15 protein-coding genes and 6 tRNA genes are annotated in these 18,881 nt (G+C 48.3%); 17 read left to right on the top strand and 4 right to left on the bottom strand.

What is annotated here, in order from left to right:
* Positions 1 to 10: 10 nt before the first annotated feature.
* From DPO_RS01250 to DPO_RS01235, 4 genes are all read right to left on the bottom strand, one after another.
* Positions 11 to 481 carry an N-acetyltransferase gene (locus DPO_RS01250; protein ID WP_006963772.1) on the bottom strand — a complete coding sequence of 157 codons (471 nt, stop codon included), beginning with the start codon at positions 479 to 481 and terminating at the stop codon, positions 11 to 13.
* Positions 482 to 508: 27 nt separating this feature from the next.
* On the bottom strand, positions 509 to 1,759 hold the full coding sequence (locus DPO_RS01245; protein WP_169435008.1) for a peptidase U32 family protein: 1,251 nt from the start codon (positions 1,757 to 1,759) through the stop codon (positions 509 to 511).
* A gap of 24 nt (positions 1,760 to 1,783) precedes the next feature.
* A tRNA-Arg gene (locus DPO_RS01240) sits at positions 1,784 to 1,858 on the bottom strand.
* Between the two features lie 9 nt (positions 1,859 to 1,867).
* The gene (locus DPO_RS01235) at positions 1,868 to 3,712 is read right to left on the bottom strand and encodes a lytic transglycosylase (RefSeq protein WP_006963770.1); all 1,845 of its coding nucleotides are present in this window, start codon (positions 3,710 to 3,712) and stop codon (positions 1,868 to 1,870) included.
* 297 nt (positions 3,713 to 4,009) lie between these two features.
* On the opposite strand from DPO_RS01235, the gene DPO_RS01230 reads away from it, so the two are divergent.
* The 17 genes from DPO_RS01230 (at position 4,010) to rpsG (ending at position 18,846) form a co-directional block, all read left to right on the top strand.
* Positions 4,010 to 4,085, top strand: a tRNA-Thr gene (locus DPO_RS01230).
* Positions 4,086 to 4,094: 9 nt separating this feature from the next.
* A tRNA-Tyr gene (locus DPO_RS01225) sits at positions 4,095 to 4,179 on the top strand.
* A gap of 80 nt (positions 4,180 to 4,259) precedes the next feature.
* A tRNA-Gly gene (locus DPO_RS01220) sits at positions 4,260 to 4,335 on the top strand.
* A 62-nt stretch (positions 4,336 to 4,397) separates the two neighbouring features.
* A tRNA-Thr gene (locus DPO_RS01215) sits at positions 4,398 to 4,474 on the top strand.
* Between the two features lie 27 nt (positions 4,475 to 4,501).
* Positions 4,502 to 5,695 carry an elongation factor Tu gene (gene tuf, locus DPO_RS01210; RefSeq protein WP_006963759.1) on the top strand — a complete coding sequence of 398 codons (1,194 nt, stop codon included), beginning with the start codon at positions 4,502 to 4,504 and terminating at the stop codon, positions 5,693 to 5,695.
* A gap of 21 nt (positions 5,696 to 5,716) precedes the next feature.
* The gene (gene rpmG, locus DPO_RS24320) at positions 5,717 to 5,875 is read left to right on the top strand and encodes a 50S ribosomal protein L33 (protein ID WP_083911947.1); all 159 of its coding nucleotides are present in this window, start codon (positions 5,717 to 5,719) and stop codon (positions 5,873 to 5,875) included.
* A gap of 13 nt (positions 5,876 to 5,888) precedes the next feature.
* A tRNA-Trp gene (locus DPO_RS01205) sits at positions 5,889 to 5,965 on the top strand.
* A 53-nt stretch (positions 5,966 to 6,018) separates the two neighbouring features.
* Complete coding sequence (gene secE / locus DPO_RS25750; protein WP_006963769.1) at positions 6,019 to 6,378, top strand: preprotein translocase subunit SecE; 360 nt, start codon at positions 6,019 to 6,021, stop codon at positions 6,376 to 6,378.
* A 16-nt stretch (positions 6,379 to 6,394) separates the two neighbouring features.
* A complete protein-coding gene (nusG, locus tag DPO_RS01195) occupies positions 6,395 to 6,925 on the top strand; it encodes a transcription termination/antitermination protein NusG (protein ID WP_006963768.1) in 531 nt (176 codons plus the stop codon).
* Between the two features lie 37 nt (positions 6,926 to 6,962).
* Positions 6,963 to 7,385: a 50S ribosomal protein L11 gene (gene rplK, locus DPO_RS01190; RefSeq protein ID WP_006963767.1), complete on the top strand. Its 423-nt coding sequence runs from the start codon at positions 6,963 to 6,965 to the stop codon at positions 7,383 to 7,385.
* 26 nt (positions 7,386 to 7,411) lie between these two features.
* Entirely contained in the window at positions 7,412 to 8,104 is a 693-nt protein-coding gene (gene rplA, locus DPO_RS01185; protein WP_006963766.1) for a 50S ribosomal protein L1, read from the top strand.
* Positions 8,105 to 8,250: 146 nt separating this feature from the next.
* Positions 8,251 to 8,775 carry a 50S ribosomal protein L10 gene (gene rplJ, locus DPO_RS01180; RefSeq protein ID WP_006963765.1) on the top strand — a complete coding sequence of 175 codons (525 nt, stop codon included), beginning with the start codon at positions 8,251 to 8,253 and terminating at the stop codon, positions 8,773 to 8,775.
* A gap of 75 nt (positions 8,776 to 8,850) precedes the next feature.
* Positions 8,851 to 9,240 (top strand): 50S ribosomal protein L7/L12, encoded by a 390-nt coding sequence (rplL, locus tag DPO_RS01175; RefSeq protein ID WP_006963764.1) that lies wholly within the window; start codon positions 8,851 to 8,853, stop codon positions 9,238 to 9,240.
* A 114-nt stretch (positions 9,241 to 9,354) separates the two neighbouring features.
* Positions 9,355 to 13,479 carry a DNA-directed RNA polymerase subunit beta gene (rpoB, locus tag DPO_RS01170; protein ID WP_006963763.1) on the top strand — a complete coding sequence of 1,375 codons (4,125 nt, stop codon included), beginning with the start codon at positions 9,355 to 9,357 and terminating at the stop codon, positions 13,477 to 13,479.
* Between the two features lie 10 nt (positions 13,480 to 13,489).
* On the top strand, positions 13,490 to 17,872 hold the full coding sequence (rpoC, locus tag DPO_RS01165; protein ID WP_006963762.1) for a DNA-directed RNA polymerase subunit beta': 4,383 nt from the start codon (positions 13,490 to 13,492) through the stop codon (positions 17,870 to 17,872).
* Between the two features lie 103 nt (positions 17,873 to 17,975).
* Positions 17,976 to 18,347, top strand: coding sequence for a 30S ribosomal protein S12 (rpsL, locus tag DPO_RS01160; RefSeq protein ID WP_006963761.1), 372 nt, complete (start codon positions 17,976 to 17,978; stop codon positions 18,345 to 18,347).
* Between the two features lie 31 nt (positions 18,348 to 18,378).
* Positions 18,379 to 18,846, top strand: a complete 468-nt coding sequence (gene rpsG, locus DPO_RS01155) for a 30S ribosomal protein S7 (RefSeq protein ID WP_006963760.1) — start codon at positions 18,379 to 18,381, stop codon at positions 18,844 to 18,846.
* The last annotated feature ends 35 nt before the right edge of the window (positions 18,847 to 18,881 follow it).

The following is an 18,881-nucleotide window of genomic DNA, read 5'->3' as shown; positions in this document are numbered from 1 at the left end:
CAGAATATAATCACAATCGAGGCGTATCAAGTTTTTTGAGCATGGCGGTTTCATCACAATTGGGAAAATTGACACACCCGATACAATCGGCCCAGATTTTCACGGGCAGGTCATTTTTATCTATTACCGTGAATCCGAACTGCTGGAAAAAGCTGGGTCGATACGTCAGGGTGAACAGATCCCGGACTTTAAAATAAAACGCTTCCTGAATGGCCCGTTCCGTCAGCATGGTGCCGATACCCTGGCCCGTATGTTCCAATGCAACAGCCAAAGACCGGATTTCCGCCAGATTTTCCCAGCAGAACTGAAGGGCACAGCACCCGGTTACCTGATGAGATGACGGATCCTCATACACCCAGAAATCACGCAGATGATCGTAGAGTTTGCTCAACGGCCGGGCCAGAAGTTCTCCCCGTTTGTTATAGAACTGAAGTAATGCGTGGATGGTGTTCACATCATCCAGTACAGCTTTTCGAATCATTTGTTTTGACCTTGTATATGGATGATATCAGACTTTGCATATGATATCATGTATGGAAAAACGATGTGCCAGTTTCAATATGGCTTTTGTATTGGGTTGGGCCTGATCAATGGCGTTGCCATCTGGATCATATAAACCTGAAATGTCACTGTTTCTGATGGGTACGCCGGGTGACAGCACTGCCACCGAATCTGTTCGGCGAATTTTGTTTCGGATTTCCACCAGATGATGATTGTGATCCTGACATGTCAGTATTTTTCCAATGAATCGGTGAATCTGGCCCTGGTGTATATCCGCGTAATTGGGCGCAACCGCTCCGGGTTCCCCTAAATAGAATCCGGTTCCGAATTCCCGGTGATACACCAGGGAAAGATCCTTCAGCCACTGGGGGTTGGTGGTATAGTTTTCAGGATCAGCCACAAAGGTATCTATGGCATCCCGGTAGGTTTTGACCACTGTTGCCAGATAATGGATCCCTTTCATGCGGCCTTCGATTTTAAGGGATGTGACCCCGGTTTGAATCAGTTCCGGCAGATGCTGGATCATACACAGGTCTTTGGAATTGAATACATAGGTGCCCCGGGGATCTTCAGTGATGGGATAAAATTCATCGGGCCGCAACTCCTCCACCAGGGCATACCGCCACCGGCATGGATGGCTGCACAAACCCCGGTTGCTGTCCCGGTGGGTTAAAAACGTACTCAACAGACATCGACCGGAATAAGAAATACACATGGCACCATGGACAAATATTTCTGTTTCCATGGTGGTGTGCCGACAGATGTGTGTCACTTCCTGCAAAGATAGTTCTCTGGCAAGATTGACCCGCTTGACCCCCACGGACTGCCAGAAAAGTGCACTGTTGCAATTGGTGGTGTTGGCCTGGGTGCTTAGATGAATGGGAACTCCGGGAATGATTTGTCGGGCCAGCCGGATAATTCCGGGATCTGAAACAATCACCGCATCTGCCTTCGCACGGCCGATGGTTGCAAGGAAACGGCTGATCTCTTCGGCTTCTTCATTGCGAGAGTAGACGTTGCAGGCCACATAGACTTTGACATTGTTCGCATGGGCCAGTGACACCGCTTGCATCAATTGTTCTTCTGTAAAATTTCCTGAATAGTTCCGCAGACTGAAATCCTTGCCTGCCAGGTAAACCGCATCCGCACCGTAATGGATGGCAATTTCAAGTTTTTCAAAATTTCCTGCCGGTGCAAGCAGTTCCGGTTTTTCGGGTACCAATGGTGGATCGACGGCAGGTGTCTGGGTTTCTGGCATGGGAGGTATGGCCATTCATGGAGGTGGTGCCCCCGGCAAGAATCGAACTTGCGCACATGGATTAGGAATCCAATGCTCTATCCACTGAGCTACGGGGGCGGTTATGAATTATTCAACAATGAGTTTCTGGCCGGGAAAAATTTTGCAGGTTTTGCTCAGCCGGTTCAACGCGAGAAGCCGATTTAAACTCATGTTGTGTTTTTTTGCAATCAAAAAAGGACTGTCCCCTGATTTTACGTAATAATAGGAAGATGAGGTCGTTGATTTTCGGGACGGGGTTATGGTAAGTACCTGGCCCACATGAAGCATGGCATTGGACAAATTGTTTGCACCCATGATCTCTTTGGTCGTCGTTGAAAATTTTTTGGCAAGAACCCAAAGGCTGTCCCCTTTCTGGACTTTGTATCGGACCGGTGCCTGTTTTTTTGCAGCGGCGCTGCTATTGCTGGCCGTATTGTGAGTGGTCGGTACTTTGATCGTAGTGCCGGCAATGATCCGGTGGGTTCGATAAATGTTGTTGGCTCGGGCAATGATATTGACAGTTGTTCCATAGCGGCTGGCAATACTGGACAGGGTTTCTCCTCGCCGTATTTTGTGGTATCCAGATCCAGTCAGCTGTGGAGCGGAATATGCCGCCTGAATTTTATTCACCCGGGCCAGAAACAGCTCGGATTTATTAGCGGGTATTTTCAAACGGTAGGTTTCAGGCGGAAGAATATCATCACGAAGTTCTGGATTCAATGTTTTGAGGTCATCAGCACTTACTGAAATTTCTTTGGCAATATCGGTCAGGCGCATCTGTTTTTGGACTTCAAAAGATTTATAAGACAAAGGTTGTAACGGGTTGTCAACGGTAATCCCATACGAGTCTAAATTTTGCATTATATGGAGGGTCGCTAAAAAACGAGGAACATACCGGGCGGTTTCTCTGGGAAGATTCTGGTAAAGATCCCAGAAATTATCCAGGTAATTGAGCCGCTGATTTCGGATGGTCCTCAACACCCGGCCTTCGCCGCAATTGTATGCGGCCAATACGGTTGTCCAGTCACCAAAAAGATTATGGAGTTCCTTGAGATAAGCAATGGCGGCCTGGGTGCTTTTTTCCGGATCCATCCGTTCGTCAATGTATCGATTCCGAGTCAGACCGAACTTATGACCGGTCGACGGGATGAACTGCCACAACCCTAAAGCTCTGGCTGAAGATAACGCTCTGAGTTGATAACCGCTTTCGATCAGGGGCAGCCAGGAGAGTTCTTCCGGAAGACCTGCCGCCTTTAACTGAGACAGGATATAAGGCCTGAAACGACCGGCCCGTTTCAAGGAATTGATTAAAAATTGTTTTTCCGGACCGGTGAGCCGTTTGATTTCATATTGAACATGTTCGTTGAGTGTAATGGGAATCTCATCATGTGAGCCGGCAACAGCCACCTGCCGGGAGGCGTATATTTCAAGGATTCGTTTGGATATTAAAAACCGGATGTCATCTCTTTGCTGATTTATATCCATTGACAGGTCCGTGTCAATTTCAAGCATGGTGGAATAAGCATCATCAAGATAAGAAAGCGCATCTTCAAGTCTGCCGGCTTCCCACATTTCCTGGGCCAGGTTACACAATTCCAGTGACTGATCGATTTTGACCTGTTCATTATATACAGATTCAGGAATTTCAGGTTGTGGCCCCAGAGCACCGGTTTGGGCTGTGTCCGGATTCAGAACATAATCCGAGGGTATCCGTCGAGTCTGAGAGGTGCTGTCAACCGGACTTTTACGAGAAAGTATTACGTCTTCACAATCATTGGAAGGATAAGATTTGTCAGTGGAATCAAATGTCCGGGAGGACACGACACTGCCATCACCCGGGACAGGAGTGATGGACTTCTGATTGTATGTTTGCTGACATCCGGTGATGATCAACGCAACGATAACCAATACCGCTAATTTAATATGATGCATTGCCTCGCCCTTTCAAAAACTCAAAAAGAGTAGAAATTAGTGAACAATTAGTAAATATTGGGTTTTTTGTCAATACTATATCCTAATATTTTCAGGGGATTTCCGGAAAATATTCTGCTTTTAATAATTAGCCTTGAAAAAAAAATAATTTTAATGTAATCATACTGGATTGCAATTTGGAGTATATTATCGTTTGGTTGCAATGAAAAAAATAAAATTAATGCTTGATAAACCCGAAACACTTTGCTATAAGTCTCCGGTCATTTTGATGTGATAATTACACTTCAAAAACAATAAGCCGATATAGCTCAGTTGGTAGAGCATCTCACTTGTAATGAGAATGTCCTCCGTTCGATTCGGGGTATCGGCTCCAGACATTTTAGGTGGGGTTCCCGAGTGGTCAAAGGGATCAGACTGTAAATCTGACGGCTCAGCCTTCGGAGGTTCAAATCCTCCCCCCACCACCACAAACGATTATGTAGGAGATCTGATAGCGGTCGTTACTACATGCAATCAGGAATCATTTGGTTGCTCAAGTTATCGATTAGCGGGAGTAGCTCAGTTGGTAGAGCTTCAGCCTTCCAAGCTGAATGTCGCGAGTTCGAACCTCGTCTCCCGCTCCAGCCATTGATGATCCCCGCATTTTGGAGTGCGAGACAGGGTTAATTTACAATTGCCGTATGATGCCCATGTAGCTCAGTCGGTAGAGCGCTTCCTTGGTAAGGAAGAGGTTCACCAGTTCGATTCTGGTCATGGGCTCCATATTTTCAGGCAGGAGGGGTGAAAAAAATGGCTAAGGAGAAATTTGAGCGGAAAAAGCCGCATGTAAACATTGGAACCATAGGTCACATCGACCATGGCAAGACCACGCTGACCGCTGCAATCACCAAGCATGCCGGATTAAAAGGGCACGGAACATACGTTCCATTCGATGAGATTGACAAAGCTCCGGAAGAAAGAGAGCGGGGAATTACGATTGCCACCGCCCATGTGGAATATGAAACCGATGCACGTCACTATGCCCATGTGGATTGTCCGGGCCATGCCGACTATATCAAGAACATGATCACCGGTGCTGCCCAGATGGATGGGGCGATTCTGGTGGTGTCCGCTGATGACGGTCCCATGCCCCAGACCCGGGAGCATATTCTTCTGGCCCGCCAGGTCGGGGTGCCCAGAATTGTTGTATTTTTAAACAAATGCGACATGGTGGATGATGAGGAATTGATCGAGCTGGTGGAAATGGAACTTCAGGAGCTGCTGGATTCCTATGATTTTCCCGGTGATGAGACGCCGATTATCCGTGGATCTGCATTGAAAGCGCTGGAGAGCGATGATCCGGACAGTGACGAAGCCAAGCCGATTTTTGAGTTGCTCAGCACATTGGATTCTTACGTGCCGGAACCGGAACGGGATATGGACAAGCCGTTTCTGATGCCCATTGAGGATGTGTTCTCCATTTCCGGTCGGGGTACGGTTGTGACCGGTCGTATTGATCGCGGCGTGATCAAACCGGGTGATGAGATTGAACTGGTGGGGATTCGTGATACTGCCAAGACCGTGTGTACCGGTGTTGAGATGTTCAGAAAGCTGCTGGATCAGGGACAGGCGGGAGACAACGTTGGGTTGCTGCTGCGGGGAACCAAACGGGACCAGGTGGAAAGAGGTCAGGTGGTGGCAAAGCCGGGAACCATTACGCCCCATACCAAGTTCAAAGCGGAAATGTATGCATTGAGCAAGGAAGAAGGGGGACGTCATACCCCGTTTTTTACCGGGTACCGGCCTCAGTTTTTCTTCAGAACCACGGATGTGACCGGTGTTTTGACCCTGGAAGAAGGCGTTGAAATGATCATGCCGGGCGACAATGCCACCATTAATGTGGAGCTGATTGCTCCCATCGCCATGGAAAAAGAACTGCGGTTTGCCGTGCGGGAAGGCGGTCGTACCGTGGGTGCCGGCGTCATCGCTGAAATTTTTGAATAAAATTGAAAAGGGACCGATATTGTGGATAGAGTCTTGATAGCTCTGGCATGCACTGAATGTAAGCGCAGAAATTATACAACCACGAAAAACAAGCGGAAAACGCCTGATAAAATTGAAATGAAAAAATACTGCCGCTTTTGCAACAAACATTTGGTGCACAAAGAAACGAAAATCAAATAATCCATTTTTTTGTAGGCCAGTAGCTCTAATTGGTAGAGCACCGGACTCCAAATCCGGGTGTTGGGGGTTCGAATCCCTCCTGGCCTGCCATAAATTTAAATGTGAAATTTTCATTTGGGCAATAATTTGTGCCTGGGAGTGATATGTCACGATTACAAAAGAAAAAACCTGCCATAGAAAAAAAGAAAAAAAAAGAGGCGAATAAATCTGTGACTGCCAATGAAAATGTTTCACCTGTCCGGCAGACAGCCGCATCCGGTCTTTCTAAAATAAAACCGGAAAACCAAACAATGGCCTCAAAAGACAAAAAGGAAAATTTTGTCTTTACGGCGACCGAATTTTTAAGAGAAGTCAAGGTTGAATTAAAAAAGGTGACATGGCCTACCCGCAAGCAAACAACCGGAACTACGATTGTTGTGATTATTTTTGTTTTCATACTTGCTGTTTTTCTTGGCATTTTTGATTACAGCCTTTCCAAACTCGTTCAGGTTGTTTTAACTTAAGTGTGAGGAAGGTAATATGTCTTTGAAATGGTATGTGGTTCATGTTTACTCGGGCCATGAACAAAAAGTGAAAAAAGCCCTGGAAGAAAAAATTCAGACATCCCGATATCCGGAAAAATTCGGAGAGATACTGATTCCTACAGAAAATGTAGTTGAACTAGTCAATGGGAAAAAAAAAGAATCTTCCCGGAAGTTTTATCCGGGATATATTCTGGTCAGGATGTATCTGGACAATGAAACATGGCACATTATCAGTTCAACCCCCAAAGTAACCGGTTTCCTGGGTGGAAAAAACAAACCTGCACCGATCAGTGACAAGGAAGCACAGAATATTATTGAAAAGATGCAGATCGGAAAAAACAAACCTCAGCCCCGTTTCTATTTTGAGCCCGGGGATGATGTAAAAGTCATTGATGGCCCATTTTCCAATTTCAATGGCACTGTTGAAGACGTTTCTCCGGATAAAGAAAAAGTGAAGGTGCTCGTAAGTATTTTCGGACGGCCGACACCTGTGGAACTGAAGTTTATTCAGGTCACCAAAATTTAATTGACGGTTAAATAGTGAGTTTCAGGAGTATTTAAGCATGGCAAAAAAAATAATGACGCAAATAAAGCTTCAGGTGGAAGCAGGAAAAGCAAATCCATCCCCGCCCATCGGACCGGCATTGGGTCAGCATGGGGTGAATATCATGGATTTCTGCAAGGCGTTCAATGCCAAGACGGCCAATGACGCCGGTTCCATTATTCCAGTGGTTATTACGGTTTACAAAGATCGGTCCTTCAGTTTTATAACAAAGACACCCCCCGCATCTCGAATGTTACTGGCAGCTGCCGGTCTTAAAAAAGGGTCGGGTGAACCGAATCGCACCAAGGTAGGAAAAGTGACCCATGATCAGGTTGTAAGTATTGCAGAAACCAAGAAAGAAGATCTGAATGCCTCAGATCTTGAAGCTGCGGTAAAGATTATCGAAGGTACTGCAAGAAGCATGGGGATTGACGTCCTTTAACTTAATATAGCTTAAGAGTGATAAAAATGCCAAAGCGGAGTAAAAAACAGACAGACGCGCTGAAAAAGATCGACAGAACACTTCAATACGATCCATTGGAAGCCATGACTCTTGCCGTTTCCTCAAGCCATGTGAAGTTTGATGAAACAGTGGATGTAGCAGTCAGGCTGGGGGTAGATCCCCGCCACGCAGACCAGATGGTCCGGGGGACCGTGGTTTTGCCCAATGGTCTTGGAAAGGAAGTCAAGGTCCTGGTTTTTGCCAAGGGTGAAAAAGAACAGGAAGCTTTGGATGCGGGTGCGGATTTCATTGCCACGGAAGAAATCGTGGAAAAGATTAAAGAAGGCTGGTTCGGGTTTGACAAAGCCATCGCCACGCCCGATATGATGGGAACCGTTGGCAAACTCGGGCGCGTTCTGGGTCCCCGGGGGTTGATGCCCAATGCCAAAACCGGGACCGTGACCTTTGAGCTGGAAAAAGCCATTCAGGAATTGAAAGCGGGAAAAATAGATTTCCGGGTTGAAAAAGCAGGTGTGGTCCATGCCCCCATAGGAAAAATTTCTTTTGGACCGGAAAAATTGACGGAAAACGTCAAGGCATTTCTGGACAAGATCGTTGCACTGAAACCTGCCGCCAGTAAAGGAATCTATCTGAAAACTATCAGTGTTTCATCCACAATGGGTCCGGGTATTAAAGTGGATCCCATGTTGATCAAATAAAAATAGTTTTCAAAAAAACAAACTGTCAGAGACAGTGGGTGCACGTTGTGCATAATCGGATTGCCGGCCTGCCGAGACAGAAAAGTCAATTTTCGTTTTGGTTTTGTTGGCACCTTCGAATTTTACAAAGAAAGGAGGTGTAAAAAATGTTGAAACTTTCCCAGAAAAAGGATTTAGTCGCACGTCTGGCTACGCAGTTGTCAGAAGCGCAAATCACCATTCTCATCGATTACAAGGGGCTCGATGTCCAGACAATCACCCGGCTTCGTTACGAACTCAGACAAGCCGGTGCCAGCATGGAAGTGGTTAAAAATACGTTGCTGAACCTTGCGTCCCAGAATACGGATGCAGCGTTGATGACGGACTTTTACAAAGGCCCGACTGCCGTTGTTACGTCCGCGACGGATCCTGTCGCACCATCCAAAATTTTGGTTGATTTTGCCAAAGACAATGAAAAGCTCGAGATCAAGGCTGCTGCATTCGGTGGTAAATGTCTTGAGCCGGAAGAGATCAAGGCCCTAGCCAAAATGCCCTCGAAAGAAGAATTACTGGGCAAACTGGTCTACACTCTCAATGCGGTTCCCACATCATTTGTCAATGTTTTGGCCGGCGTTCCAAGAGGGCTGGTCAATGTGCTCAATGGCCTCAAAGATCAGAAAGATGCCGCCTAGTCCGTAATTTTAAGATCACTATATTTCAACCTTTAATAAAAAAATAGAGTTTTACAAACCATTTAGGAGATAAAAATGGCTGATATCACAAAAGATGATGTTATTGAATTTATTGCCAACATGACGGTGTTGGAACTGTCGGAACTGATCAAAGAACTGGAAGACAAATTCGGCGTCAGCGCAGCGGCTCCGGTCGCATTTGCCGGTGGTGCCATGCCTGCTGCGGGTGACGCAGCTGCTGCAGAGGAAGAAAAAACGGAATTTGATGTCATTCTTGAGGCAGTGGGTGATAAAAAGATTAATGTGATCAAAGAAGTTCGTGCCATCACCGGTTTAGGGCTTAAAGAAGCCAAGGCGCTGGTTGAAGAGGCACCCAAGCCTGTCAAGGAAGGGATCCCCAAGGATGAAGCAGGTAAAATTAAAGAACAGCTTGAGGGAGCCGGGGCCCAGGTTTCCATAAAATAAATTTTTTAAAGCGTAGAAAATACACGCTTTTGAGCATTATTCCTGTGCGGGGACATGACAATAGGGTCGTGTCTCCGCTTTTACGGTTGGAAAAACTCACTTTTGGGAGACAACATGACCGATAGTCTTTTGACCAACAAGCGTATCCGAAAAGAATTCGGCAGCAAGCGGAAAATTATTGATATACCGGATCTGATCGGTATGCAGCGCAATTCTTTCGAAAGCTTCTTACAACGTGAAACTCTGCCCGCAGAACGTGAAGAAAAAGGGCTGCATGCGGTATTTAAATCGGTTTTCCCCATCAAGGATTTCACCGATACTGCTTCCCTGGAATATGTGTCATATTCTTTCGGTGAAGCCAAGCATTCCATGAAGGAATGCATCAGCAGAGGGATGACCTACGATATTCCCGTCAACATCCGGGTTCGACTGGTGGTGTATGATCATGACAAAGACACAGGCAATGCCACCATTCGTGATATCAAAGAGCAGGAAATTTATTTCGGCACCATTCCTTTGATGACCCGTAAGGGCACATTTATCATCAATGGGACTGAAAGGGCGGTTGTGAGCCAGTTGCACCGTTCTTCCGGTGTTTTCTTTGACCATGACAAGGGAAAGAATTACTCCACAGGAAAAATTATCTACAACGCCAGAATCATTCCGGTGAGAGGGTCATGGATCGATATGGAAATCGATGCCAAGGACATCATCAATATCCGGATCGACCGGCGCAGAAAATTTCCGGTTTCCATTCTGTTCAAGGCATTTGGCTACAGCAGCGAAGACATATTGGATTTCTTTTACCGGAAAGAGCGCATTGTTAAAAAGGAAGGCTCGTTTTTTAAGGAGTTTGTTCCTGACAACCTGGTTCGGCAGCGGGCCAGTTACGATATCCTGTCACCTGAGACCGGGGATGTGGTTGTAAAACAGGGAAGAATCTTTACAAAACGGGCTTTGAAGCAATTGGCGGATGAGGGATTGACCTTTATTCCGGTTACGATCGAAGATCTGATGCAAAAAGCGTTTGCCCGGGATATCCAGGACCCGGACAGCGCAGGTGTTCTGTTCAAGGCCGGTGAGATGATCGAAGAAGATACTTTTGAGATTCTTGAAAATCACGGAATATCAGATTTTCATATTCTGCATGTGGATTCCAGAAGTTCCGATGCCATGAGAAAAACTCTGGTGAGTGACAAAGTACAATCCAGAGAAGTGGCGCTGATGGATATTTATCGCCGGTTACGCCCGGGAAATCCCGCAACCATTGAAGTGGCCCAGGATTTTATTGACCATTTGTTTTTCCGTCAGGCTTATTATGACCTTTCCAAAGTCGGACGTCTGAAAATGAATTTGCGCCTGGGCGTGGATACCATGCTGGATGTAAAAACCCTTCGGAAAGAAGATGTACTGCTGACGGCCGCAACCTTGATCGAACTCAAAGATACCCAGGGGCAGGTGGATGATATCGACCATCTGGGCAACCGTCGGGTGCGTGCCGTCGGGGAATTGCTGGAAAATCATTATCGCATCGGGCTCATCCGTATGGAGCGGGCCATTAAAGAAAAAATGAGTATGCAGGAAGTCGATGCCATGATGCCCCACGATCTGGTGAACCCCAAACCGGTTTCAGCCGTGGTCAGAGAATTCTTTGGTACGTCCCAGCTGTCCCAGTTCATGGATCAGACCAATCCATTGTCTGAAACGACGCATAAACGCCGGTTGTCCGCCCTGGGACCCGGCGGATTGACGCGGGAACGTGCCGGATTTGAGGTCAGGGACGTTCATCCGTCTCATTACGGACGTATCTGTCCCATTGAAACGCCGGAAGGTCCTAACATCGGGTTGATCGTGTCTTTGTGCACCTATGCCCGGGTCAATGATTTCGGATTCATAGAAACGCCTTTCCGTCTGGTGAATGATTCGGTGGCCAGCAAAACCATTCAGCATTTGAGCGCGTTCGAGGAAAAAGACCACCCCATTGCCCAGGCCAATGCACCGCTGGATACGGGTGGCCGGTTTATCAATCCGACCGTATCCGCCCGGGTGGCCGGTGAATTTGAGTTGGTTCCCCCGGATGTGGTCAAGTACATGGATGTGTCTCCGAATCAGCTGGTATCTGTGTCGGCTGCGTTGATTCCATTTTTGGAAAACGACGATGCCAACCGGGCGCTGATGGGATCCAACATGCAGCGTCAGGCTGTGCCGCTGATTCGAAGTGAAGCGCCTCTGGTGGGTACGGGTATGGAAAGTGTGGTGGCCAGAGATTCAGGCGTCACCATTGTTGCGGATTATGACGGCATTGTGGTGGATGTGGATGCCAAGCGCATCGTGGTCAGAAATGACGATGAAAGCAAAGGGTTTGATAAAGCGGTATCCATATATAATTGTATCAAATTTGTCCGTTCCAATCAAAATACCTGTTTCAACCATCGGCCCATTGTGGACAAAGGGGACCGGGTGAAAAAAGGCCAGGTGATCGCGGATGGACCCTCCACGGAAATGGGTGAACTGGCGTTGGGAAAAAATGTCACTGTGGCATTCATGCCCTGGGATGGATACAATTATGAGGATTCCATTCTGGTGAGTGAACGTCTGGTGAAAGACGGAGTTTATACATCCATCCATGTGGAAGAGTTCGAAGTTCTTGCCCGGGATACCAAACTGGGTAAAGAAGAGATTACCCGGGATATTCCCAACGTGGGAGAAGACGCGCTGAAAAATCTGGATGACAGCGGTATTATTCGTCTGGGCGCGGAAGTGTTTCCCGGAGATATTCTGGTGGGCAAGATTACACCCAAGGGGGAAACCCAGCTGTCTCCGGAAGAAAAACTGCTTCGGGCCATATTCGGAGAAAAAGCCGGAGATGTCAAAGACACCTCGTTGACGGTCCCGCCCGGGGTCAGCGGCAAAGTGATCGATGCCAAGGTGTTTTCCAGAAGAGGTCTGCCCAAGGATGATCGCACCCGGCTTATTGAGGATGAAGAAATTGAACGTCTGGAAAAAGACCGGGATGATGAGATTCGGATTATTTCCCTGGTAGCCAGAGAAAAAGTGGAATTGATCCTGGACGGACACAAGGTGACGGCAGATCTGGAAAAATCCGGAAAAAAACAGATAAAAAAGGGAGATACCATCGTACCCGGTATGCTGGAAGGCATTCCGGTATCGTTTCTGGTGCATCTGTCTGTGGAAGATGCCGTAATGACGGAAAAGGCCCAGCAGATTCTGGAGCAGGCCCAGGAACAGATTAAAAAAGCCAGAGAACATTTTAATCGACAGGTTTCCCGATTTGAAAAAGGAGATGATTTGCCCCCGGGGGTTTTGAAATTGATCAAAATCAGCGTGGCCATGGAGCGGGTGCTGTCCGTGGGGGATAAAATGGCCGGCCGGCACGGGAACAAAGGGGTGGTTTCCCGGATTCTGCGGGTGGAGGATCTGCCGTATTTTGCCGACGGACGTCCCGTGGACATGGTGCTCAATCCGTTGGGAGTCCCTTCCCGTATGAATGTCGGCCAGATTCTGGAAATTCATCTGGGTCAGGCTGCGTTCGGGTTAGGACAGCAGATCAATGAAATGATCGAAGAAAAACGTATGGATGCGCTTCGGGACAAAGTAAAAAGTATCTTTTCTTTGACCGAAAAACAGAAAGCCGATGATATCGAAGATGTGCTGGCCAATCGGATCGATGCCATGGATGACCGGGAACTGCTGGAGTTTTCCTCCCTTTATCGGAGTGGGGTTCATACCGCCACGCCGGTATTTGACGGGGCCACGGAAGATGAGATCAAGGACCTGCTGGACATGTCCGGATATCAGCGTTCCGGTCAATCGACGCTTTATGACGGCAGAACCGGTGAGCCTTTTCATACTCCGGTCACTGTGGGAACTATGTACATGCTTAAACTGCATCATCTGGTAGATGATAAACTGCATGCACGGTCCATCGGTCCGTATTCCCTGGTCACCCAGCAGCCTCTGGGCGGTAAGGCACAGTTCGGCGGGCAGCGCTTAGGGGAGATGGAAGTCTGGGCCATGGAAGCCTATGGTGCAGCCCATGCGCTTCAGGAGTTTCTCACGGTCAAATCTGACGATATGGTGGGCAGAACCCGAATGTATGAGAAGATCGTCAAAGGCCAGAGTGTACTGGAGCCGGGCATGCCTGAATCATTTAGAGTCTTGATCAAAGAGCTCAATAGTCTGGGTTTGGATATGAATCTTATAGAAGGCAGTAAATAAGGAGAAAGCATTGGATAATATATACGATTTCTTCGCAAAACCAAAAGATCCCAAGATTTATCAGGGTGTTCAGATCAGCCTTGCCTCTTCCGACCAGATTAGAGAGTGGTCCCATGGGGAGATCAAAAAACCGGAAACCATTAATTACCGGACGTTCAAACCGGAGCGGGACGGATTGTTCTGCGCCAAGGTTTTCGGACCCACCAAGGATTACGAATGTAACTGCGGCAAGTACAAACGCATGAAACACCGGGGCGTGGTGTGTGAAAAATGCGGGGTGGAAGTCATTCAGTCCAAGGTGAGGCGTGAGCGCATGGCTCACATCGAGCTGGCATCTCCGGTCTCCCATATCTGGTTTTTAAAAAGTCTTCCTTCCAAGATCGGTAATGCGCTGGATCTGACGTTGAAGAGTCTGGAGAAAGTACTGTATTTTGATTCCTATATTGTGATGGATCCCAAGGATACCGGCTTGAAAAAATACCAGCTTTTATCAGATGATCAGTATTACGAAGCCTTTGAAACATTCGGAGAAGAAGCGTTCGTAGCTGGGATCGGAGCGGAGGCGATTTTGACACTTTTGGATGAACTGGATCTTCAGAGCATCCATGATACACTCAAAGAAGAGATCAATCTCACCAAATCAGTGGCCAAACAGCAAAAAATGGCCAAACGGCTCAAGGTGATTTCCGCTTTTCTGAATTCCGGAATCGAACCCTCGCGCATGATCATGACGGCCTGCCCCATACTGCCGCCGGATCTTCGGCCGCTGGTTCCCCTGGAAGGGGGACGGTTTGCCACGTCTGATCTCAATGATCTGTACCGCCGGGTCCTGAACCGGAACAACCGTCTCAAACGTCTGGTGGATCTGAACGCACCCGATATCATTGTCAGAAACGAAAAACGCATGCTCCAGGAATCGGTGGATGTACTGTTCGACAACGGGCGGCATGGCCGGGTTGTCACGGGGACCAATAAACGACCGCTCAAATCGTTGAGTGACACGCTCAAGGGGAAACAGGGCCGGTTCCGCCAGAACCTTCTGGGAAAACGGGTGGATTATTCCGGGCGTACCGTAATTACGGTGGGGTCTGAACTGCGGCTGCATCAATGCGGTATTCCCAAAAAGATGGCTCTGGAGCTTTTCAAACCGTTTATTTATAACTACCTGGAGCAAAAAGGGCTGGTTTCCACGGTAAAAAGTGCCAAAAAGATGGTGGAAAAGGAAGAAAATGAAGTCTGGGATGCACTGGAATCGGTGGTCAAGGAATATCCGGTGATGCTCAACCGGGCACCGACCCTGCATCGTCTCGGGTTCCAGGCATTTGAGCCGGTACTCATCGAAGGTAAGGCCATTCAGCTGCATCCTCTGGTCTGTCCGGCATTCAACGCGGATTTTGATGGAGACCAGATGGCGGTGCATGTGCCCTTGTCTCTGGAGGCCCTGCTGGAGGCCCGGGTGATGATGCTTTCCACCAACAATATTTTGTCACCGGCCAATGGACAGCCCATTATCGTGCCCACCCAGGATATTGTACTGGGCATTTATTATATGACCCGGGCCGTGTCGAGCCAGAAAGGGGAGGGCAGTATTTTTTCCTCCATCGAAGAAGTCCGGTATGCGTTTGACGCCGGTTCTCTGGCACTTCATGCCAAAATAAAGGTCCGGATCGACGGGGAAATTTATGATACCACCACCGGCCGGATTCTGCTGTGGGAAACCATCCCCGGTGATACCCTTTTGTCTTTGACCCGGATCCGGACCGAATCCGAAGAATCGTGCGAAGCGGCGCTGGCGGAACTGAAAGCCGGTAAACCCTTTGACGACGTATTGAAAAAATATTCTGATGACGAGATCAAAAAAACGCTTGGTAAAACCGAGTTGTTGACCCGAAAGGAATTTAAAAATCTGTTTCAGGTATCGGATGTGGTGGTCGAGCAGTTGTTCGGGCTGAAGCTGGGCCAGTTCACGGATGTCCGGATGGTCGGTGACCGGTTCACTGTTTTCAAAGTGGATGAACGGAAAACCACGTTGCCGTTCAAACTGGTAAACAAGCTCATGGACAAAGGATCCATTGTCAACCTGATCGATTATGCCTACCGGAATATCGGGTTGAAGGAAACCGTGGTTCTGTCCGACCGGCTCAAGGATATCGGATATAAATATTCCACTTTGGGCGGGTTGTCCATCTGTGTGGATGACATGATCATACCGAAACAGAAATGGGATATCGTATCCGCAGCGGAAAATAATGTTCTGGAGATCAAAAATCAGTATGCAGAAGGGTTGATCACCCAGGGTGAGAAATATAACAAGGTCGTGGATATCTGGGCCCAGGCCACCGATGATATTGCCAATGCCATGATGGAAGTGATGAAAAATCCCACCGGTGCCAAGAATATTGAAGCCCTGGAAGGGCTGAATGCGGTGTACGTCATGGCGGATTCCGGGGCCCGTGGGTCCAAGGATCAGATGCGGCAGCTGGCCGGGATGCGGGGACTGATGGCCAAACCGTCCGGTGAGATCATTGAAAATCCCATTACCGCCTGCTTCCGGGAAGGGCTGACCGTGCTCCAGTATTTTATTTCCACCCATGGGGCCCGAAAAGGTCTGGCAGATACCGCTCTGAAAACAGCCAACTCCGGTTATCTGACCCGGCGGCTGGCTGATGTGGGACAGGATTGTACCATTATTGAAGAAGACTGCGGTACCATCAATGGAATTGAGGTGGAGGCATTGTACGAAGGCGGAGAAGTCATTCAAACGCTGGGAGAAAGGATTCTGGGCCGGGTGATTCAGGAAGATGTCAAAGATCCTTATTCCGATGACTTCATTGTGGGTGTGGATACGGAATTAACGGAAATGCACGTGGCAAAAATTGAAGCAGCCGGGGTTCAGAAGGTAAAAATCAGGTCGGTGCTGACCTGTAATTCAAAACACGGAGTCTGTTCCAAATGTTACGGCCGGGATCTGGCCCACGGCGACACGGTTGAGATCGGACAGGCCATCGGAATTGTGGCGGCCCAGTCCATCGGAGAACCCGGAACCCAGTTGACCATGCGGACCTTCCATATCGGCGGAACCGCTTCCAGAAAAGTGGAAGTTGCCGAGGTCAAGGCCCGGGTCGGCGGGATTCTCAAATACAATGAAACACTTCAGACCGTTACCACTGCGGGAAATGACATCATTGTCATGAACCGAAAAGGAGGCGGGGTCACTATTGTGGGTGAAGACGGCCGGGAACGGGCCAGGGAAACAGTTATTTACGGCGCCACACTGCAAGCCAAAGACGGTCAGTTCGTTGAGCCCGGTGAAATCATTGCCAGCTGGGATCCGTTTACCACCCCCATTATTACAGAAGTATCCGGTCGGGTCCGGTTTTCGGATATTGAAATCGGCAATACCGTTCAGGAACAGATCGACCCGGTCACCGGTAAGGTCAGCCGGACCATTACCGATGGCAAAGATTCTGAAACCCGTCCCCGCATTACATTGCGGGATGCCAGCGGAAAAGCTGTGAAATTGCCTTCTTCCAATGCCGCAGCCCGGTATTATCTGCCGGTCAATGCTATTTTAACCGTGGAGGAAGATGACCATGTTCTGGCAGGAGATGTGATTGCCAAGCTCCCCAGAGCAACTACCAAAACCAAGGATATCACCGGTGGTCTGCCACGGGTGGCAGAACTGTTTGAGGTGAGGAAACCCAAAGATCCCACTATTTTATCGGAAATAGACGGTACCGTCAGTGTGTCCAAAGGAACCAAAGGCCGGCAGAAAGTGACGGTAACACCGTCCGATGTGGGTGAGAAAAAAGAATATGCCATTCCCAAGGGGCAGCATGTCACTGTTTACGACGGGGATTTCATCAAAGCAGGGGATCCCCTGCTCGCCGGCAGTGCAAACCCTCAGGATATCATGAATATCAAGGGGGAGGTGGCTTTGGCCAAATATCTGGTGGATGAGGTCCAGGAAGTGTATCGCCTGCAAGGGGTCCGCATCAATGACAAGCATATTGAAGTGGTGATCCGTCAGATGATGCGCCGGGTCAAGGTGGTGTCCACGGGTGATACCAATTTTATCCCGGATGAACAGGTGGACCGGGTCGTATTCGAGGAAACCAACCGCGAGGTGGCAATGAAGGGCGGAGAACCGGCCAAAGGTGAACCCCTGATTCTAGGGATTACCAAGGCCTCATTGTCTACAGACAGTTTTCTGTCTGCAGCATCGTTCCAGGAAACTACCAAGGTACTGACTCTGGCCGCCATCGAAGCCAAATATGATGGACTCAAGGGGTTGAAAGAGAACGTGGTGATGGGACGATTGATCCCTGCCGGTACCGGTTTCCCGGGCTATCAAAATGTGGAGGTCGGGTTGGGAAAGGCTGTGAATTTGTAATGGAAGTTTAAAAATTTCTTGACATTTTAAATTTTGGTAAGTAATATTAAATATTTTGTCGTGTAAGGCGATGTATAGAATGTATAAGGAGCGTTGAAAAATTATGCCGACCATTAATCAGTTGGTTCGAAAAAGTAGAAAAAAAGCTGAGGAAAAGGTGAGTACGCCCGCTTTGAAAGGTGGGCCGCAGAAACGAGGAGTTTGTACCAGGGTGTATACATCAACGCCTAAAAAACCGAACTCCGCCTTGAGAAAAGTGGCAAGAGTCAGATTGACGACCGGGATGGAAGTTGCGGCGTATATTCCGGGCATGGGGCACAACCTTCAGGAGCACTCGGTGGTGCTGGTAAGAGGTGGCAGGGTCAAAGACCTTCCAGGTGTCCGGTATCATATCGTCCGAGGGGCGCTGGATACCCTGGGTGTGGATGACAGGCGGCAAGGCCGTTCCAAATACGGTGCCAAGAGGCCCAAGTAATTCAATTAAGACTAAAAAATGGACATGATACATGGCACAGAAATATATCATAAGTGAAAATTTGACGAAAAATGCCACACAGGAACAAAAGCTTGCGGCAAAATTCGTGAACTGCGTGATGAAAAACGGCAAAAAAAATGCGGCACGGAAAGTAGTGACTACGGCCCTGTTGATCGCCGAGGAAAAAGTGGGTGAGCCGGCTCTGGATGTATTTAAAAAAGCAGTGGACAATATTCGTCCGGCTGTGGAAGTCAAATCCAGACGAATCGGTGGGTCCACCTATCAGGTGCCCACAGATATCAATCCGGCCCGGCAGACCGCTCTGGCTTTCAGGTGGTTGATCAATTTCAGCCGGGGGCGCTCTGAAAAAGGGTTTGAAAAAAAGCTGGCTGCTGAACTGATGGATGCATATAATCAGCGGGGTGGAGCCATGAAAAAGAAAGAAGATACTCACAAGATGGCAGAGGCCAACAAGGCATTTGCTCATTTCAGGTGGTAAAAAAATAAGAATTCTCAAAAACATTCCAATGGAGG

It is taken from the genome of Desulfotignum phosphitoxidans DSM 13687 (assembly GCF_000350545.1).
Classification (GTDB): Bacteria; Desulfobacterota; Desulfobacteria; order Desulfobacterales; family Desulfobacteraceae; genus Desulfotignum; species Desulfotignum phosphitoxidans.
This window is presented reverse-complemented; position numbering and strand designations above follow the sequence as displayed.

Excerpts from the sequence above, each read along its gene's own strand:
- DPO_RS01250 (WP_006963772.1), bottom strand. The coding sequence starts at position 481 with ATGATTCGAAAAGCTGTACTGGATGATGTGAACACCATCCACGCATTA.
- DPO_RS01245 (WP_169435008.1), bottom strand. The coding sequence starts at position 1,759 with ATGCCAGAAACCCAGACACCTGCCGTCGATCCACCATTGGTACCCGAA.
- DPO_RS01235 (WP_006963770.1), bottom strand. The coding sequence starts at position 3,712 with ATGCATCATATTAAATTAGCGGTATTGGTTATCGTTGCGTTGATCATC.
- tuf (WP_006963759.1), top strand. The coding sequence starts at position 4,502 with ATGGCTAAGGAGAAATTTGAGCGGAAAAAGCCGCATGTAAACATTGGA.
- secE (WP_006963769.1), top strand. The coding sequence starts at position 6,019 with ATGTCACGATTACAAAAGAAAAAACCTGCCATAGAAAAAAAGAAAAAA.
- nusG (WP_006963768.1), top strand. The coding sequence starts at position 6,395 with ATGTCTTTGAAATGGTATGTGGTTCATGTTTACTCGGGCCATGAACAA.
- rplK (WP_006963767.1), top strand. The coding sequence starts at position 6,963 with ATGGCAAAAAAAATAATGACGCAAATAAAGCTTCAGGTGGAAGCAGGA.
- rplA (WP_006963766.1), top strand. The coding sequence starts at position 7,412 with ATGCCAAAGCGGAGTAAAAAACAGACAGACGCGCTGAAAAAGATCGAC.
- rplJ (WP_006963765.1), top strand. The coding sequence starts at position 8,251 with ATGTTGAAACTTTCCCAGAAAAAGGATTTAGTCGCACGTCTGGCTACG.
- rplL (WP_006963764.1), top strand. The coding sequence starts at position 8,851 with ATGGCTGATATCACAAAAGATGATGTTATTGAATTTATTGCCAACATG.
- rpoB (WP_006963763.1), top strand. The coding sequence starts at position 9,355 with ATGACCGATAGTCTTTTGACCAACAAGCGTATCCGAAAAGAATTCGGC.
- rpsL (WP_006963761.1), top strand. The coding sequence starts at position 17,976 with ATGCCGACCATTAATCAGTTGGTTCGAAAAAGTAGAAAAAAAGCTGAG.
- rpsG (WP_006963760.1), top strand. The coding sequence starts at position 18,379 with ATGGCACAGAAATATATCATAAGTGAAAATTTGACGAAAAATGCCACA.